General features: G+C 44.0%; 9 protein-coding genes. 4 read left to right on the top strand and 5 right to left on the bottom strand.

What is annotated here, in order from left to right; all coding sequences use genetic code 11:
* Positions 1 to 6 precede the first annotated feature (6 nt).
* The 3 genes from HFD85_RS19010 to HFD85_RS19020 form a co-directional block, all read right to left on the bottom strand.
* Positions 7 to 876 carry a VOC family protein gene (locus HFD85_RS19010; protein ID WP_167613439.1) on the bottom strand — a complete coding sequence of 290 codons (870 nt, stop codon included), beginning with the start codon at positions 874 to 876 and terminating at the stop codon, positions 7 to 9.
* A gap of 193 nt (positions 877 to 1,069) precedes the next feature.
* Positions 1,070 to 1,210, bottom strand: a complete 141-nt coding sequence (locus HFD85_RS19015; protein ID WP_167613441.1) for a hypothetical protein — start codon at positions 1,208 to 1,210, stop codon at positions 1,070 to 1,072.
* A 196-nt stretch (positions 1,211 to 1,406) separates the two neighbouring features.
* Positions 1,407 to 2,552, bottom strand: coding sequence for a formylglycine-generating enzyme family protein (locus HFD85_RS19020; protein ID WP_167613443.1), 1,146 nt, complete (start codon positions 2,550 to 2,552; stop codon positions 1,407 to 1,409).
* 235 nt (positions 2,553 to 2,787) lie between these two features.
* Here HFD85_RS19020 and HFD85_RS19025 point away from each other — a divergent pair, with 235 nt between their 5' ends.
* From HFD85_RS19025 to HFD85_RS19040, 4 genes are all read left to right on the top strand, one after another.
* The gene (locus HFD85_RS19025; RefSeq protein WP_167613445.1) at positions 2,788 to 4,068 is read left to right on the top strand and encodes an outer membrane protein assembly factor BamB family protein; all 1,281 of its coding nucleotides are present in this window, start codon (positions 2,788 to 2,790) and stop codon (positions 4,066 to 4,068) included.
* A 218-nt stretch (positions 4,069 to 4,286) separates the two neighbouring features.
* Positions 4,287 to 5,816, top strand: a complete 1,530-nt coding sequence (locus tag HFD85_RS19030; RefSeq protein WP_167613447.1) for a glycoside hydrolase family 28 protein — start codon at positions 4,287 to 4,289, stop codon at positions 5,814 to 5,816.
* 68 nt (positions 5,817 to 5,884) lie between these two features.
* Positions 5,885 to 7,102 (top strand): glycoside hydrolase family 27 protein, encoded by a 1,218-nt coding sequence (locus HFD85_RS19035; protein ID WP_167613449.1) that lies wholly within the window; start codon positions 5,885 to 5,887, stop codon positions 7,100 to 7,102.
* Positions 7,103 to 7,156: 54 nt separating this feature from the next.
* The gene (locus HFD85_RS19040) at positions 7,157 to 8,719 is read left to right on the top strand and encodes a sulfatase family protein (protein WP_167613451.1); all 1,563 of its coding nucleotides are present in this window, start codon (positions 7,157 to 7,159) and stop codon (positions 8,717 to 8,719) included.
* A 139-nt stretch (positions 8,720 to 8,858) separates the two neighbouring features.
* Here HFD85_RS19040 and HFD85_RS19045 read toward each other — a convergent pair whose 3' ends face one another.
* Together HFD85_RS19045 and HFD85_RS19050 are read right to left on the bottom strand one after the other, a co-directional pair.
* Positions 8,859 to 11,687 carry a sugar-binding domain-containing protein gene (locus HFD85_RS19045; RefSeq protein WP_167613453.1) on the bottom strand — a complete coding sequence of 943 codons (2,829 nt, stop codon included), beginning with the start codon at positions 11,685 to 11,687 and terminating at the stop codon, positions 8,859 to 8,861.
* Positions 11,688 to 11,733: 46 nt separating this feature from the next.
* Positions 11,734 to 15,003, bottom strand: a complete 3,270-nt coding sequence (locus tag HFD85_RS19050) for a glycoside hydrolase family 2 TIM barrel-domain containing protein (protein WP_167613455.1) — start codon at positions 15,001 to 15,003, stop codon at positions 11,734 to 11,736.
* Between the last annotated feature and the right edge of the window lie 38 nt (positions 15,004 to 15,041).

Genomic DNA, 15,041 nt, shown 5'->3' on the forward strand with positions numbered 1-15,041 from the left:
ACATTTTTATCTTAAAATCCATTGTTGTATTGTAAACTGTGCTCCCGTTGGATCCATTAAAACGGCCACGGTACCCTTTCGAATCGATGGATCGGGTTCCATCATAACATGAGCTCCTGCAGCTTTGGCTTTTGCCAGCGTTGCCTTTACATCTTTCACTTTTATATAAGGCATCCACGAACTTCGGGCACCTTCAACCGGATTTCCAATGGCTCCGGACAGCGTTTTATTGTCTTTTTGAAAGAGGAAGTACGGAACTTTTGAATCTTTCACTTCAGAGCTTTCACAGGTGGTAAGTCCCTTGTAATAATCGATCGACGCTTGCAAGTCGGTGGTCCATAGTTCGTTCCACAACCATGAATTCATTTTTATATCACCGGCTCGTTGTGGTTGCGGATCTCCGCTTTCTGATTTCAGAAAAGCAACGAAAGCTCCCTGGGGATCCTGAACCAGTGCAGTTTCACCTCTTCCTGCAAATGTTGCTTTTTTAAAGATGGTTTTGCCACCCGCCGATGAGTTGTATTTAATGGCAGCGTTAACATCCGGAACCGACATAGAACTGAGCCATTCTGCCGACTTACCGTATTGATCGGCCAGTTTAAAAATACCGCCAATTGGCGTTCCTTCATTCTTAATAACGAAATAGGTATTCTCGCCATAGCCAAGCGTTTCATATTCCCATCCGAAAACTTCGGAGTAGAAATCTCGCGCGGCTATTGGATTATAGGTGGCCAGGTCGTGCCATACAAACTGCCCCTGGTTGTGGGCATTGGTTGCGGTTTGCGACACCGGTGGAAAAGTAATGGGTGGAGTACAACCCATTAAAATTATTGCCGAGACAATAATTGTGGAGATAACGTTCAATTTTCGTTTCATTGCATTTTAATATTGGTGTTTGTTCGTATTCATTTCTGGGAGATCAATACAATTTAATTCGGATGCTGATGGATTAAGTTTGTCCTTTAAAAGCATCTTTCCCCAAGTTACTTAAGTATAATGTTAAGTGCAATACTTGAGCAGCTCTATTTTTCAAAACATTTTATCCGTTTTTTTTGTTCGAGCCTGACTATTACGCAAAAATTTCTTTAAAATCATTTTTCATGCTTACTACGTAACAGCCTTTTTCTGCTGTATCTCCAACCGCTTTTTCAGTACCGTGCATGTAACCGTATTCACGTGCTTCATCGTCATGATTCACTAAAATGGCCATCGATGGTCCATTAACTGAAAGCGTGTATTCTTTTGTTTCCCAAACAAGTAATGGATAAAGAAGTTTAATATTGTTTATCTGATATTAATAAGAATTAAACAAAAAAGGGCAGTTTGAATATGAATTAAATGCGTAATAATTTATCATTTAACCGATGCGTAAATGAGTAAGGGTAGTTCGTGGCATAATACTATTACTAATTTATGTCTTTCACACAGCGAAATCCAGTGTGGCTCATTCCGGTATAGATCTCACCGGGCATTCGGGCAGCAACGCGATAACTCGAGCAGTAACTGTCGTTGCACAGGAAAGAACCGCCACGAATGGTTTTTCGCTGGTCGTACGGATTTCGTGCATCGTTGCTTTTATCGGGGCCTTTGGGATCTGTAGTTAATTTATCAGTTGGAAGACTTTTGTAATAATCCATGTCGTACCAGTCGGCTGTCCATTCCCAAACATTACCGGCCATATCGTACAAGCCATAAGGATTTGGGGCATATGATTTAACGGGCGAAGTAGCGTAAAAGCCATCGGTTTGTGTATTCATATTCGGGAAATGTCCGTTCCAGGAATTGGCTTTTGGGGCACCTTCTTCGATGTGCTCATTTCCCCAGGGGTAAATGTTATTTTGCAGACCACCGCGGGCGGCAAATTCCCACTCGGCTTCGGTAGGCAATCGTTTACCTGCCCATTTGCAATAGGCCACAGCATCGTTCCAGCAGATGTGCACCACCGGATTATTTTCCCTGCCGTTTATGTTGCTGTCAGGCCCTTCAGGGTGTTTCCAGCTGGCGCCAACTACCCACGACCACCATTGCGAATAATCGTTTAACGGAACCGATTGTGCTGGGGGAGTGAACACCATAGAACCGGCTTTTAACATCTCAGCTGAAGGCTTTGGCGTACCCGGCGGAACCTGCGTTTTCATAAGCTCCCAGTCAATATCTTTTTCGGCCTCGGTAATATAGCCGGTCTCTTCAACAAACTTTGCAAACTGAGCATTGGTTACTTCATGGATATCCATCCAAAAACTGCCTACTTTAACCGGATGTTTGGGGAATTCATCGGGCCGGGCCTGATCGTTGTCGGCGCCCATTTCAAAGGTTCCTCCTTCGATAAAAGCCATGTCCTCATAACCGGCCGGATTTGCCTTAATTTCACTGGTGTCGGTTCCGGTCAGAAAGCGCGATTTCGAATTTACCTGGCAGCAACTCAATTCCATGTTTGGTGTCTGCATTGTGTCGGATTGAACAGCAACTTGTTCTGCTTTTTTACTTTTCGATGGCGAGCAGGAGAAGAAGATGAATGCAATTATGAGGACCTGTAGTAGTGATTTTATCATTTCATGAATATTTGTGTCAATGATAATAACTCAATTCGCAATGAAAGGTTTAAAGGTATTTTATTGGCAGAATAAAAAAGTGGAATAGTACCGATTCTGGTTATTTGCAAAGGCGAAAAGGCCTTGAAGCTTTAACCAGCCGATCAAAACGAGTTGCCGTTAAAAACCTGCTTTCTATCTGCATTTTCCTTTAAAAAGTTAGATTTAAAACTAAATTTGCCTGAAATTGATAGTGATGAAACGAGCACTTATACTTCTGCTATTTAGCATCGCAAGTTCATTGGTAATTGCACAAGACTGGCCCGATTGGCGTGGAACTAACCGCGATGCCGTCTGGAATGAATCCGGAATTCTGAACGCATTTGAATCAGATACGATTCCGGTAAAATGGTCGGTAACCATTGGCCCGGGCTATTCAGGACCGACAGTAGCAAATGGCAAAGTTTATGTAAGCGACCGGATTGAAAAACCCGTACAGCAAGAACGAGTGCTTTGTTTCGATGAGAAAAACGGAGCTAAACTTTGGGAATTTGCATATGATTGCGAATACCTCGGTATTGGTTACCCTGCCGGACCGAGAGCTTCTGTTGTTATTAATGACGGAAAAGCCTATTCGCTGGGAACCATGGGGCATTTATTTTGTTTCGATGCGGCTTCAGGAGAGGTGGTATGGAAAAAGGATCTAAATACAGCATACGAAATTGTAATGCCGATTTGGGGAATTGCAGCAACTCCTTTGCTTGTTGACGATAAGATTATTGTCCATGTAAGTGGCAGTAATAATGCATGTATTGTAGCCTTTAATAAAAATACCGGCAAAGAAATCTGGCGCAATTTAGATGACAGAGCCGGCTACTCCGCACCCCTGTTAATCGAAAAAAGCGGTAAGCGGGTAGTGGTCAACTGGACCGAACACAGTTTGTCGGGTTTAAACCCTGAAAACGGTGAAGTGTATTGGCGCTTTCCATGGGAAACGGGTTCGGGGATGAGTATTGCCACACCAGTTTTAGCAAACGATCATATTTTTGTTAGTGCTTTTTACAGCGGCTCGATGTTGGTAAAACTGGGCGATGATTATACCAGCGCCGAAAAAATTTGGCAGCGGAGTGGCGAAAGCGAGCGTAAAACCGACGCCTTACATTGTGTGATGAACACCCCGGTAATTTTAGGTAAATACATTTATGGTGTCGACAGTTACGGCGAGTTGCGCTGTCTTGACTTTTTCACAGGCGACCGCATTTGGGAAGATCAAACTGCAGTGAAAAGAAATCGCTGGGCAAACATCCATTTTATTCAACACAACGATAAAATTTGGATGTTTAATGAACAGGGAGAATTGCTTATTACTGAATTATCACCCAAAGGATTTACCGAAATCAGCCGGGCAAAATTAATTGAACCCACAAAAAAGCAATTGCCTCGCGGCGTAACCTGGACACATCCTGCCTTTGCCAATAAGCATGTATTTATACGCAACGATAATAAATTGATATGTGCCGATTTATCGGAAAAGTAAGTGAGAAAACCAAAGCCTGTTTTATCCGGGGAATAGTAATTGCCTGGGGAAGAAGATACCAGATTGTTGTTATCGATCGATAAGTGTAATTCAACCTTTTGGTCACTAAAATTCTACGCGAATAATTGTTTAATGCGATTACCGCATTAATAGTATATTTAAGGCACAAATCAGTTATCCGTTTGTTTTTGGTATTCAGCATACAAAAATCAATTGCCATGAATAAAATTACATCATTCCTGATCTTACTTTTTATTGTTTCGAATCTTCGGGCTGAAGTATACAATGTAGTTAAGCTGGGAGCCGATGCCAGCGGTAAGGAAAAATCAACAGATATTATTAATGGAGCCATTCAAAAAGCTGCAGAGAATGGCGGAGGCACTATTTATTTCCCGGCCGGAAATTACCAGACCGGGCCGATTCACCTGGAAAGTAATATAACTCTTGATCTGGAAGCCGGTGCACACATTCAGTTTTCCGACGATTTCGATGACTTCTTGCCCTATACAAGGGTGCGTTTCGAAGGATATTTTATGAATACCTTTTCGCCACTAATCTATGCTGTTGGGGCCAAAAATATTGCCATTAAGGGCGAAGGAACGATGGATGGAAACGGTAAATACTGGTGGGCAGCCCAGCGCCAGACGATGGGTTTTAAACACGAAGGCGACCGGGTGGTTGATCTGACTCCGTACCAGGAATTCTGGGCAGCAGAAAATGCAGAACTGGTTGGAACCAAGTATGAAAAAGAGCATTTCTTTCGTCCGCCGTTTATCCAGTTTATCGAATGCGAAAATGTAGATATCGAAGGAATAACCATTATGAACTCGCCATTCTGGACCGTGAATCCGGTTGCTTGTAATGATGTTCGCGTGCATGGAATTACCATTTCGAATCCACACGACGGTTACAATACCGACGGTATCAATCCATCATCCTGTAGTAATGTGCGCATTTCGGATTGCTTTATCAGCGTGGGCGACGACTGTGTAACGATCAAGTCGGGGAGAGACGAGTTCGGCAGAAATTATGGTAAACCCTCTGAAAATATTACCGTTACCAATTGTGTGATGTTGTCGGGGCACGGTGGAGTGGTCATTGGAAGCGAAATGTCGGGTGGAGTAAAAAACGTGACGATTTCGAATTGCGTTTTCGATGGAACCGACAACGGCATTCGCCTGAAATCGGCCCGTGGTCGTGGCGGTGTTGTTGAGAATATCCGCGTGAATAACATTGTGATGCGCGATATCAAAAATACGGCCTTCATCTTTAACCTGTTTTACGATAAGGGAACCAGTGTGGAACCGGTTACCGAGCGCACACCTATTTTCAGAAATATTCATATCAGCGATGTTACCGGAGTGGATATAAACCAGGCCGGCGCATTAACCGGAATTGAAGAAATGCCGGTGGAGGAAATTTCCTTAACCAACATCAACCTTAAAGCAGAACGGGGATTTATCGCTCAAACCGGCAAGAATCTGTATTTCTCCAACATCGATATTGCTACCGAGATCGGTCCGTCAATGTCGTTTACCGATTGTCACGAACTGGTGCTCGATAACGTGCGCTCGGGAAAGCCAATAGCAGGAGAAGCCATTGTTGAAATAAATTCTTCAACCCAGGTACTTATCAATAATTGTTTCCAAATGGTGCCCGCTGATGTATTTGCAAAAATTTCGGGCAGTAAAGTCACAAAAGGAACCAATTATTTGGGACAGGTAAAACAGCCGTTTATCCAGAAATAGTAACATCAATAATTCATTACGAAATATAAATTAATGTGGAATAGTGGACATGCCGCAAATCTGAATTCATGAGAACAAAAAGTACATTACTGTTAATTAGTCTGTGGTTGTTTGTAACCGCAGGTGCACAGGATTTTAAGTCGCTCACACCAACTCCTCCAATGGGATGGAACAGCTGGAATTATTTTGGAAAAAATGACATTAACGAGACGATCATAAGAGAATGTATCGACGCCATTGTCGAAAGCGGATTAAAAGATGCCGGTTACGAATACGTGGTGGTCGATGGAGGTTGGCGGGATACTGAACTGGATGCTGACGGCCGCCTAAAATCACATCCCGTAAAATTTCCCCACGGCATAAAACCTTTGGTTGATTATGCTCATTCAAAAGGCTTAAAGTTTGGCGTACACACTGTTCCGGGCACCCACGATTGCGGTGGCGATAAAGTTGGTGCCTATAATATCGAAGAGGTTCATATCAACCAATTTATCGAATGGGGATTAGATTTTATTAAAGTTGATAAATGCAAGCTGGATTTAGATTGCGAAGCGAATTGCTGGACAGAGGAAAAAACGGAAGAGGTTTACCGAAAATGGCGGAAAATTCTCGACGAAAAGAAAAGCACTATGGTTTTGAGCATTAGCGCTTATAAATTCCGGGATTGGAATTCTGAAGTCTGTAACATGTCGAGAACCACCGGAGATATTAGTGCCAGAGTTTCGGGCGGAGCATTTTTTACACACAAAAGCGGAGATAAGCCATCAGATTATGCACCACGTTCGGTAATGGGGATTGCCCATAAAAATAACCTATGCGCTGATTTTGCCGGCTCCGGATACTGGAACGACCCCGATATGCTGGCAAACGGCGATAACGGCCTGTCGGTAGCGGAGCAGGAATCGCATTTTGCATTGTGGTGTGTAATGTCGGCACCGCTTTTTCTGGGAAATGATCCTCGGTACATGCTGGATTCGGATAAAAAGATAATAACAAACAAACTTGCAATTGCCATCGATCAGGATCCAACAGAGCAGGGGAGGTATATTTATTCCGAAAATGCGGTTGAAGTATGGAAGAAAAATCTGGACAATGGAAAATCCGCGATACTGATCATAAACGCCGGTGAGGAAGCTGTCACGAATTTTAGCCCAAAACTTGAGCAACTTGGCATTGAAGATGGTGCGAAAGTTCAGGACGTGTATAGCGGTGAAAAGTATAAATTAAGGGGAACAACTGAGTTTTCACTAAAACCGGGCGCCTGCAAATTCATTCTTGTTAACTAATTGAATAAAATTGAGTTGCGTTAAATCAAACCAAAAAAAATACCGATCAATAAAATGAAGAAATTCAAAACACTTTTTTACACTGCATTTGCAGGAGCTACACTAATTTTTGTTGGATGTTCATCCGGTACGCAATCGAAACAAGAAACGTCATCGCAGGAAACAAAACCCAATATCGTGATTATTTACCTCGATGATTTGGGCTATGGCGATGTGGGGGCTTACGGGGCAACGGAAATTAAGACCCCAAATATGGACAGACTGGCCAACGAAGGAGTTTTGTTTACCGACGGTCATGCTTCGTCCTCAACCTGCACTCCCAGCCGTTACGCATTGTTGACCGGTGTTTATCCCTGGCGAAACAAAGATGCTAAAATACTGCCGGGTACGGCGCCGCTTATTATTGATACCGCACAGATAACCATCCCGAAAATGCTTAAAGCGCAGGGCTATCGCACCGGAGTTGTCGGCAAATGGCACCTTGGTTTGGGATCGGGACATGTTGACTGGAACCAGGCAATAGCGCCAGGGCCAAATGAAGTAGGATTCGATTATTCGTACATCATGGCAGCAACACAGGACCGGGTTCCTACTGTTTATATCGAAAATGGTTTGGTTGACGGGCTCGATCCGGATGATCCGATTCAGGTAGATCAATACAAGAATTTCGAAGGCGAACCAACCGGAATAGATAATCCTGAACTGCTGACCATGCGTTGGCACTTCGGACATAACCATTCGATCGTGAACGGAATTCCCCGTATTGGTTACATGAAAGGTGGCGAAAAAGCCAAATGGAGCGATGTGGATATGGCCGATCATTTCCTGGGAAAAGCTCAGGATTTTGTTTTGAAGCACAAAGACGAACCCTTCTTTTTGTACTACGCACTGCAGCAACCGCACGTACCACGCACGCCAAATCCGCGATTTGTAGGGAGTACCGATTTGGGGCCACGTGGCGATGTAATTGTGGAAGCCGATTGGTGCATTGGTGAGTTTTTAAAAACGCTGGAAGAAGAAGGTCTCCTGGAAAACACACTGATCATTTTCTCGAGTGATAATGGGCCTGTTTTAGACGATGGTTATTACGACGATGCCGTTGAAAGGCTTGGCGATCACAATCCAAAAGGTGGCTTGCGCGGAGGAAAATACAGTTTATTTGAAGCCGGAACACGCGTGCCTTTTGTTACTTACTGGAAAGGTAAAATTGCCCCGAAAAAATCTGACGCTTTAATCAGTCAAATCGATATTCTGGCGTCGCTGGCACAACTTACAGGAGCGGTTGAAAAGGCTACTGACAGTCAGGAAATGCTGGATGTTCTGCTTGGAAAATCAGAAAAAGGCAGAGACGACCTGGTTTTGGAGGCCACCTCGCGCACCGCCTATCGAAAAGGACAATGGCTGATGATTCCACCTTACAATGAGCCGCGAGTGGCAGTGCGGGAAAATATCGAATTAGGTAATGATCCCGGATATCAACTTTATGACTTAGGTGCCGACATCGGGCAGCAGAAAAATGTTGCAGAAAGCAATCCCGAAAAATTAAAGGAAATGGTATCTGATTACGAAGGTATTGTTGGAGGTCGTAATTTGGGAGCCGAAGAAGTAAATCCTTAAAATATTAATTCCGGGCAATCAGTTCATGGATGAAGATTGCCGGCTGATTTGTAATTTTCATCATAAAAAGTGGGTACAGTTCAATTTAGAGCTGTACCCACTTTTATATTCCAGGTTGCGCGATTCTTTATGCTTTTCCTTACCTGAATAAGTTTGTAATCTCGTCGGATGTTAACTCCATTTGCGGTTTGAATTTATCGCCCTTCATGTATTTTTCGAGACTATATTTCAACTGACGTGCTTCAGGCCTGTTCTGCAAATCGGTAGTAAGATCAATTCCCGAAACCAGTAATTTTCCCTTTCCGATGCGTGCCTCAAAAAGCAGTCCGAGCGGGCGGTTAGAAACCCAGTCGTCAATTACCCGAACAATGGGTTTAACCGGCTTCGAAAAGGCATCCAACCGAAGGGCGTTGGAATGGCTCATGGCATCCCACCACTGCCAGTTCGAGTGGTATTCGGTCGGGAATTGTTCCAATGCAGGATGGTGCGGATCACATAAAATTCCTAAGGTGTGTGGCTTTTGGCCGTTTGTCCAGGCGGTATTCCAGAAAATGCTTGAAAAACCGATCCCAACTTCTCCGCCATAACCATCTTTAATCGTTCCCTTTTTTGTTGAAAGCAATACTTTTGCACCGCTTTCAAGCGCCTCAACAGTATTTTTATCCAGTTTGTTAACCACTAATATTTCATCAGAATTAGCGGGAAGTTGAGCCGGATAAATCCAGCAGTCCCAGCTATTGGAAAAATCATTCACGTTTACTTGAAGCGTTACTTTTCGTGGTCGGTTTTCAGCTTGAGTTTTATAGGCAATTTTTCCGAGTTGAATACAGTTTCCGACAGGTATTTTTTGTTGCCCCAGTGTACCTTCTGCAATTACTTTATCTCCTTCGGTAAGTTTCCACGAAGGATTTGCATCCGGTATTGGATTCTCGCCAAAGTGCGCCACTTCGATTTCCGCCAGGAGCGAATCACCTTCGTTAAAAATTCGTTTCTGAAGTCGGGCCAGCGGAACAGTTTGGTTACAAAATCTGCTGTATTCTTCAGGTGTGATGTATCCTTTTTCTTCCCAAAACGGATCGAGAACACCAACAAGCGCCGTTCCCTGACCCGGGAAGTCGTGCAGATCGAGCAACTGAAATCCTGCAAATCCGGGCGTTCTTAAAGCTGCTTCAATATCAGCTTTGTAACACAGCGCCTGTAATTTTCCGGAGGCCAGTAAAAAGCTGTCTGCCAACTCTCCCATTTGATGCGCTTCCAGACTTTCCTGAAATAATTCGAAGTTTTTAGCCTTCAGAACACCCGTGTATTTTTCTTTTTCCTTAAGGTTTGGATAAACACACCACTGACCTATTTCATGGCTCACTACCGGCAGGTCATCGCCGGGGAGTTTATTAGCCCAGTCGTAATCTGTTCTCGGCGCTTGTGCATTAATAATGCTTTTTAATTGTTGTCCCCAGCCCTGAATACGCGGAGCCGGTAAATTGTGATACTGGTTTACAGGAAGTGCCGGCCAGCCGGCTGCACTGGTGTACACGCGCCGGTTATCGTTTGCTTTCCAGTAATTCACAAATTCGGTAAGAAATTCCTTGTAATTTGGACCACCGGGTTCATTTCCGTAGGCCAGCATCACAAACGACGGGTGATTTCCATATGCTTTTACAATGCGTTTGCTCTCGTCCCAAATGTATTCATCGATTGGCAGCCCGCTTCCCAGTTTTGTACTCTGATTGGCCCACGACGAACATTCAACCTGCAGGTAAACACCCATTTCGTCGGCAACCTCGAATGCCGCTTCGGGCGGACACCAGGAGTGGAAGCGCACATGATTTAATCCATGAGATTGTACGGCTGTGTACAATTTTCTCCAGTATTCTGTTTGGGTGGGAGGGTAGCCGGTTAAGGGGAAAATCGCACATTCCAGCGTTCCGCGCAAAAATACAGGGCGGCCGTTAATTGCAAACCGTGTGCCTTCGGGTTTAAACTCACGCAGCCCGAAATCAACTGTTCTGCTGTCGCTTTCCCGTCCTGTTTTCAGATTTACAGTTAATGCATAAACATTCGGATTGAATTCGTCCCAAAGCAGTGCATTTTCACCTAGTGGATAGATCATCTCGATTTCGTTTTCTCCGGGATTCAGCTCAAAGCTTTGCGACTTTGCTGCATTTTTGGTTCCGGTACTTTTTAGGGAAGCAACTGCACCGATTTCAGATTTCTGTGTTTCATCTCCGGTGTTGATCACCGTAGCTTTTATTGTTACGTTTTTATTCTTTGCATCGGGTAATAGAAGAATATCGTCGATGTAAATCTTATCGAAAGCCCGGAGTGAAATATCGCCCACAATGCCGTTCCAGTTACTTTGAGTATGGTCGGTAATACTGTGTGAATTTATGCCGGGATCAACATCTTTTATGCGGTTGTCGATGCAGATAGTGATGCTGTTTTCACCGGTTTTCAAAAAAGAATTTATTGTATAAATATGCGGTGTTGCCAGACTGTTCTGAGTGCCAACAAACACCCCGTTAATCCAGATTTTTGACTCCCAGTGCGGACGCTCGAGATTCAATTTTATGATTTTCCCTTCCCAGTTTTCAGGGAGTGTTACCATTTTTTGATACCAGGCAGCGCCCGTGTATTTCTTGTCGGGTTGAAGCCAAAACGGGAATCGTACATTTTCAGGATCGGTATACGGTGCATAGTTCGGATCCTTGTACCAATCCGGATTCTGAATGCCGCCGGTCCATTTGGTATCCAGCGTAATGTCATTCCCTTTCCCGTTTTCAACCATTGAGCCCGGCAGCCGGACTGTTTCCGGTAGATTTGTAGTATACCATTTTTCAGGTTCACCACGATCGTTCGGATCGGTTTGGAACATCCACTCTCCCGAAAGGTCGATTTGGGTAACTTCCCGGTTTGAGCAAGCCCAGATTGAAGCTGCACAAACAAAAATTAGGATTAGTTTAGTTTTCATTTCGTTGGTTTATATAGTTCTAAAATACAGGTTTTACGGAATTTACTTATTCTTTGAGTAAAATGATTTCCGAAATCATCAGGTTAGGCCCGGTCAGTGCACTGGTTTTTAGTTTTAACCTGCCGTCGTTGCTGTCTTCACGCATAACATGGAATTTTACCCATTGGCCGTCTCCGGTATGCTTTTCGAGTTTTGTTTTGCGGCCTTCAAATTCCAGTATTCCGGTTCGTCCATTGTTGTTCCAGTCGCTGAAATGTACCAGCAAAGTTCCAAGAATCCCGTCGGGACACTTTAGGTTCACTTCCATTTCTTTTCCGTGCCAAGCCGAAACGTGATCATCTTTCCAGATTCCGTCGGCTTTCACCGTGTAGCTAACATCGTTGGCTACAATAACCTGGTCTTCATTTCCTGACCACGGCAGGTTTTCATTTTTGCTATCCAACTTAGCCGCTGCTTTCAGGTGGAAAATGGCATTTTCAAAATCGCTGTCAACCTGTGCATTTTCGGCTGTCGGTATTCTCGGAAACAAGCTTTGCAGCCATTCTTTACTTACAGCTTGTTTTGGATCGAAGGCATCCGACTGCATATACGTCAGCAAACTGTATTTCAATTGCCGGGCAACCGGGAGTTCCGTGCCCAGGTCGTAGCCGCAAACCAGCAATTTCCCTTTTCCTACTTTTAGTTCGAATATCGATCCTATTTTGTTATTACGGTGGAAATCATCAACAGGCTGCGCGATTGGAGCGTACTTAGCCGGCAGATCGTTCAGGATAAATCCTTTGCTGTTTTTACTGATGCTTTCCCATTGCCAGTCGGAATGATAGGATGTTGGGAATTCCGAAAAAGCGGGATGGTATTCGTCGACTGCGAGGCCGATATTTGTTTTTCCCTGCCCCGGGAAAAAGGTGAGCGACCAGTAAAGCGGGTAAAAATCTGCCGCAACCGAGTTTTCTTCAGTACCCAGTTTGTTGGCGTTCAGCAGCACCATTTTCCCGTCGTTTAACTGTTGCAGTGCTTCGCCCGTGAGTTCGGAACAAATCAGTATTTCGTCGGAATTTTTCACCTCGGATAATGCTTCGGGATACACCCAGATGTTCCAGCTATTCCGGAATCCGGTATTTTCAACTTCGATGCTAATCACCAATTCCTGGGCGGATTTTAGTTGGTTCAGGTTATATTCGATTTTACCAAGGACCGACAATGATCCCTGCTCAAATAGCTCTTGCTTAAAGTTTCCTTTTGCCAAAGCATTTCCTGAATTATCGGTAATTGTCCAGCTGCATTTTTCATTTAAATCGGTTTCGCCGTAGTGAGCCAGTTGAGCTTCAGCAGTAAAAAATTCGTTGCTTTGCCACACCATTTTTTCCATTCTCAGAAGCGGAACTGTGGTTGTAAAATGTTGTCTGAATTTTTCAGGTGTTGTAATTTCTTTGCTATCCCAGAAACAATCGAGCCAGCCGATCAGCGCCTCACCCTGTCCCTGGTAATCCTGCATGCTAAGCAGCTGAACACCGGCACAACTTTCTGTCCGCAAAAAAGATTCGGTTTCGTATTTGTACATGATCTGGTTGAGTGCTCCGGAAGCCTGTACCAGTTTTTCGTTTTGACCGGCAATGCCATTTTTTTCGGCCTGCACTTTCATTTCCTGCAGGTTTCTGGCGATTTGCGTTCCGGTGTATTTGTCAATCTCGGTCCAACGCGGATATACCGGCCACTGGCCAATTTCGTGCGCAACAATCGGGATATCCATTTTACCATAGTTTTCTTCAAAATCCCAGTTGGTGCGCGGTCCGTTTAGCCCGCGTGTGCGGCCAATACCGTGTAAACTGTGTGTAGCTGAATAATCGTCAACCTCAGTTATTTTTCGTGCGGTAGATACGGCATACAAGCGGCGCGGATCTTTTTCTTTCAGATCAGCCACCCATTCTTTCATCACATCGAAATCGGAATTGCCCAGTTCGTTGCCGATACAGAACATCGTAAATGAAGGATTATTTCCATAAAAATCAACCACCCGGTTCATCTCTTCCACAACAAAACTGTCGCGTGAAGCATTATATCCCAGTCCTTTAGGAAATCCTTTGGTATTCATTTCGGGGCGTCCGCGTTCGGTGTTATCAACGCTCATCCACCAATCGATCCAGATGGAGGCTTCAGCCTGAATATAAATTCCAACACGGTTGGCAGCTTTAAAAGCTGCATCGGGCGGACACCACGAATGAAAGCGAACGTGGTTCAAACCATAATCTTTGTAGATATTGAAAATCCGTTCCCAGTCTTCAATATTGCAAGACGGATAACCGGTTATTGGAAAATGCACACAATCGAGGTTGCCTCGAAGAAAAACGGGTTTTCCGTTGATGAGAACCTTATGGTTGCTTTTGCTCACTTCGTAATAACCAAACTCGGTAGCATGTGTATCCAAATTTTTGCCGGTGCTCAGTTTTACTTCGAGTTCATAAACTTCAGGCGAAAATTCACTCCATTTCTTTAGTTTTCCTTCAACCGGTATTTCAAGTACGAACTGCTGTTGTTCCTGTGTTGGCCGAAAGGTTTTTTCTCCATGTAAAATGTCCGAATTCTCATTGAGCGGTTTAATGCTATAGCTGAATACGACTGCTTTTTTAGCTGCTGAGTTCAGGTTCACTTCCAGTGTCAGCAGATCTTCATTAAGGTTCGGGAAAGTGCGGACAGCGGTGATATGAACGGGATCAAAAGCTTTCATTTCCATTCGTCCAACGATTCCGTTCCAAATGCTTTGGGTGTATTCGCCATAGCCGTGTCCTTTGTCGCCAATGTTGTGGATCATTTCATTGTCTACCAAAACAGTCAGCTGATGTACCCCCGATTTTAGCTCACCAAGTTGATGTACGTGTGCGGTACCCAGTGCATCATTCCGGCTCAGTTCTGTACCATCAATAAACACGCGCGATTCCCAAAGCACGCGTTCAAGATGCACTTCAATTTGCTTGTTCTTCCAGCTTGAAGGAATTTCTATTTCGCGCGAATACCATGCTTTGCCAATGTATTTGTAAGAAGGGGTCAGGATGCCAAAATCTGAAGAGTCGGTTTTAAAACCATAAGCAAATTCGGCGAGCGAAGCAGGCAGGTTTATGTTGCCTTCGCTTTTGCAATTTCCTTTTTTTAACCATTCATTTTCAGGATCGAGTTTTACTTCCCATGTTCCGGAAAGATCAATTTGATTGGATTGTGCAACCACTGAAATATGAAAAATCAGCGCTATCAGAAGGCCTGGAATTTTATATGTAATAATACTTTTCAATGCGTAATGATTAAATTTTCTTGTCGTGTTCATACCCTTTCGATTTCAAAGAAGCTTGTTGAATTAAGTTT

The organism is Maribellus sediminis (assembly GCF_011799805.1).
Lineage (GTDB): Bacteria > Bacteroidota > Bacteroidia > Bacteroidales > Prolixibacteraceae > Draconibacterium > Draconibacterium sediminis_A.

What these genes read in the sequence shown, in the direction of transcription:
- HFD85_RS19010 (WP_167613439.1), bottom strand. Translation starts at nt 876, where the DNA reads ATGAAACGAAAATTGAACGTTATCTCCACAATTATTGTCTCGGCAATA.
- HFD85_RS19015 (WP_167613441.1), bottom strand. Translation starts at nt 1,210, where the DNA reads ATGGCCATTTTAGTGAATCATGACGATGAAGCACGTGAATACGGTTAC.
- HFD85_RS19020 (WP_167613443.1), bottom strand. Translation starts at nt 2,552, where the DNA reads ATGATAAAATCACTACTACAGGTCCTCATAATTGCATTCATCTTCTTC.
- HFD85_RS19025 (WP_167613445.1), top strand. Translation starts at nt 2,788, where the DNA reads ATGAAACGAGCACTTATACTTCTGCTATTTAGCATCGCAAGTTCATTG.
- HFD85_RS19030 (WP_167613447.1), top strand. Translation starts at nt 4,287, where the DNA reads ATGAATAAAATTACATCATTCCTGATCTTACTTTTTATTGTTTCGAAT.
- HFD85_RS19035 (WP_167613449.1), top strand. Translation starts at nt 5,885, where the DNA reads ATGAGAACAAAAAGTACATTACTGTTAATTAGTCTGTGGTTGTTTGTA.
- HFD85_RS19040 (WP_167613451.1), top strand. Translation starts at nt 7,157, where the DNA reads ATGAAGAAATTCAAAACACTTTTTTACACTGCATTTGCAGGAGCTACA.
- HFD85_RS19045 (WP_167613453.1), bottom strand. Translation starts at nt 11,687, where the DNA reads ATGAAAACTAAACTAATCCTAATTTTTGTTTGTGCAGCTTCAATCTGG.
- HFD85_RS19050 (WP_167613455.1), bottom strand. Translation starts at nt 15,003, where the DNA reads ATGAACACGACAAGAAAATTTAATCATTACGCATTGAAAAGTATTATT.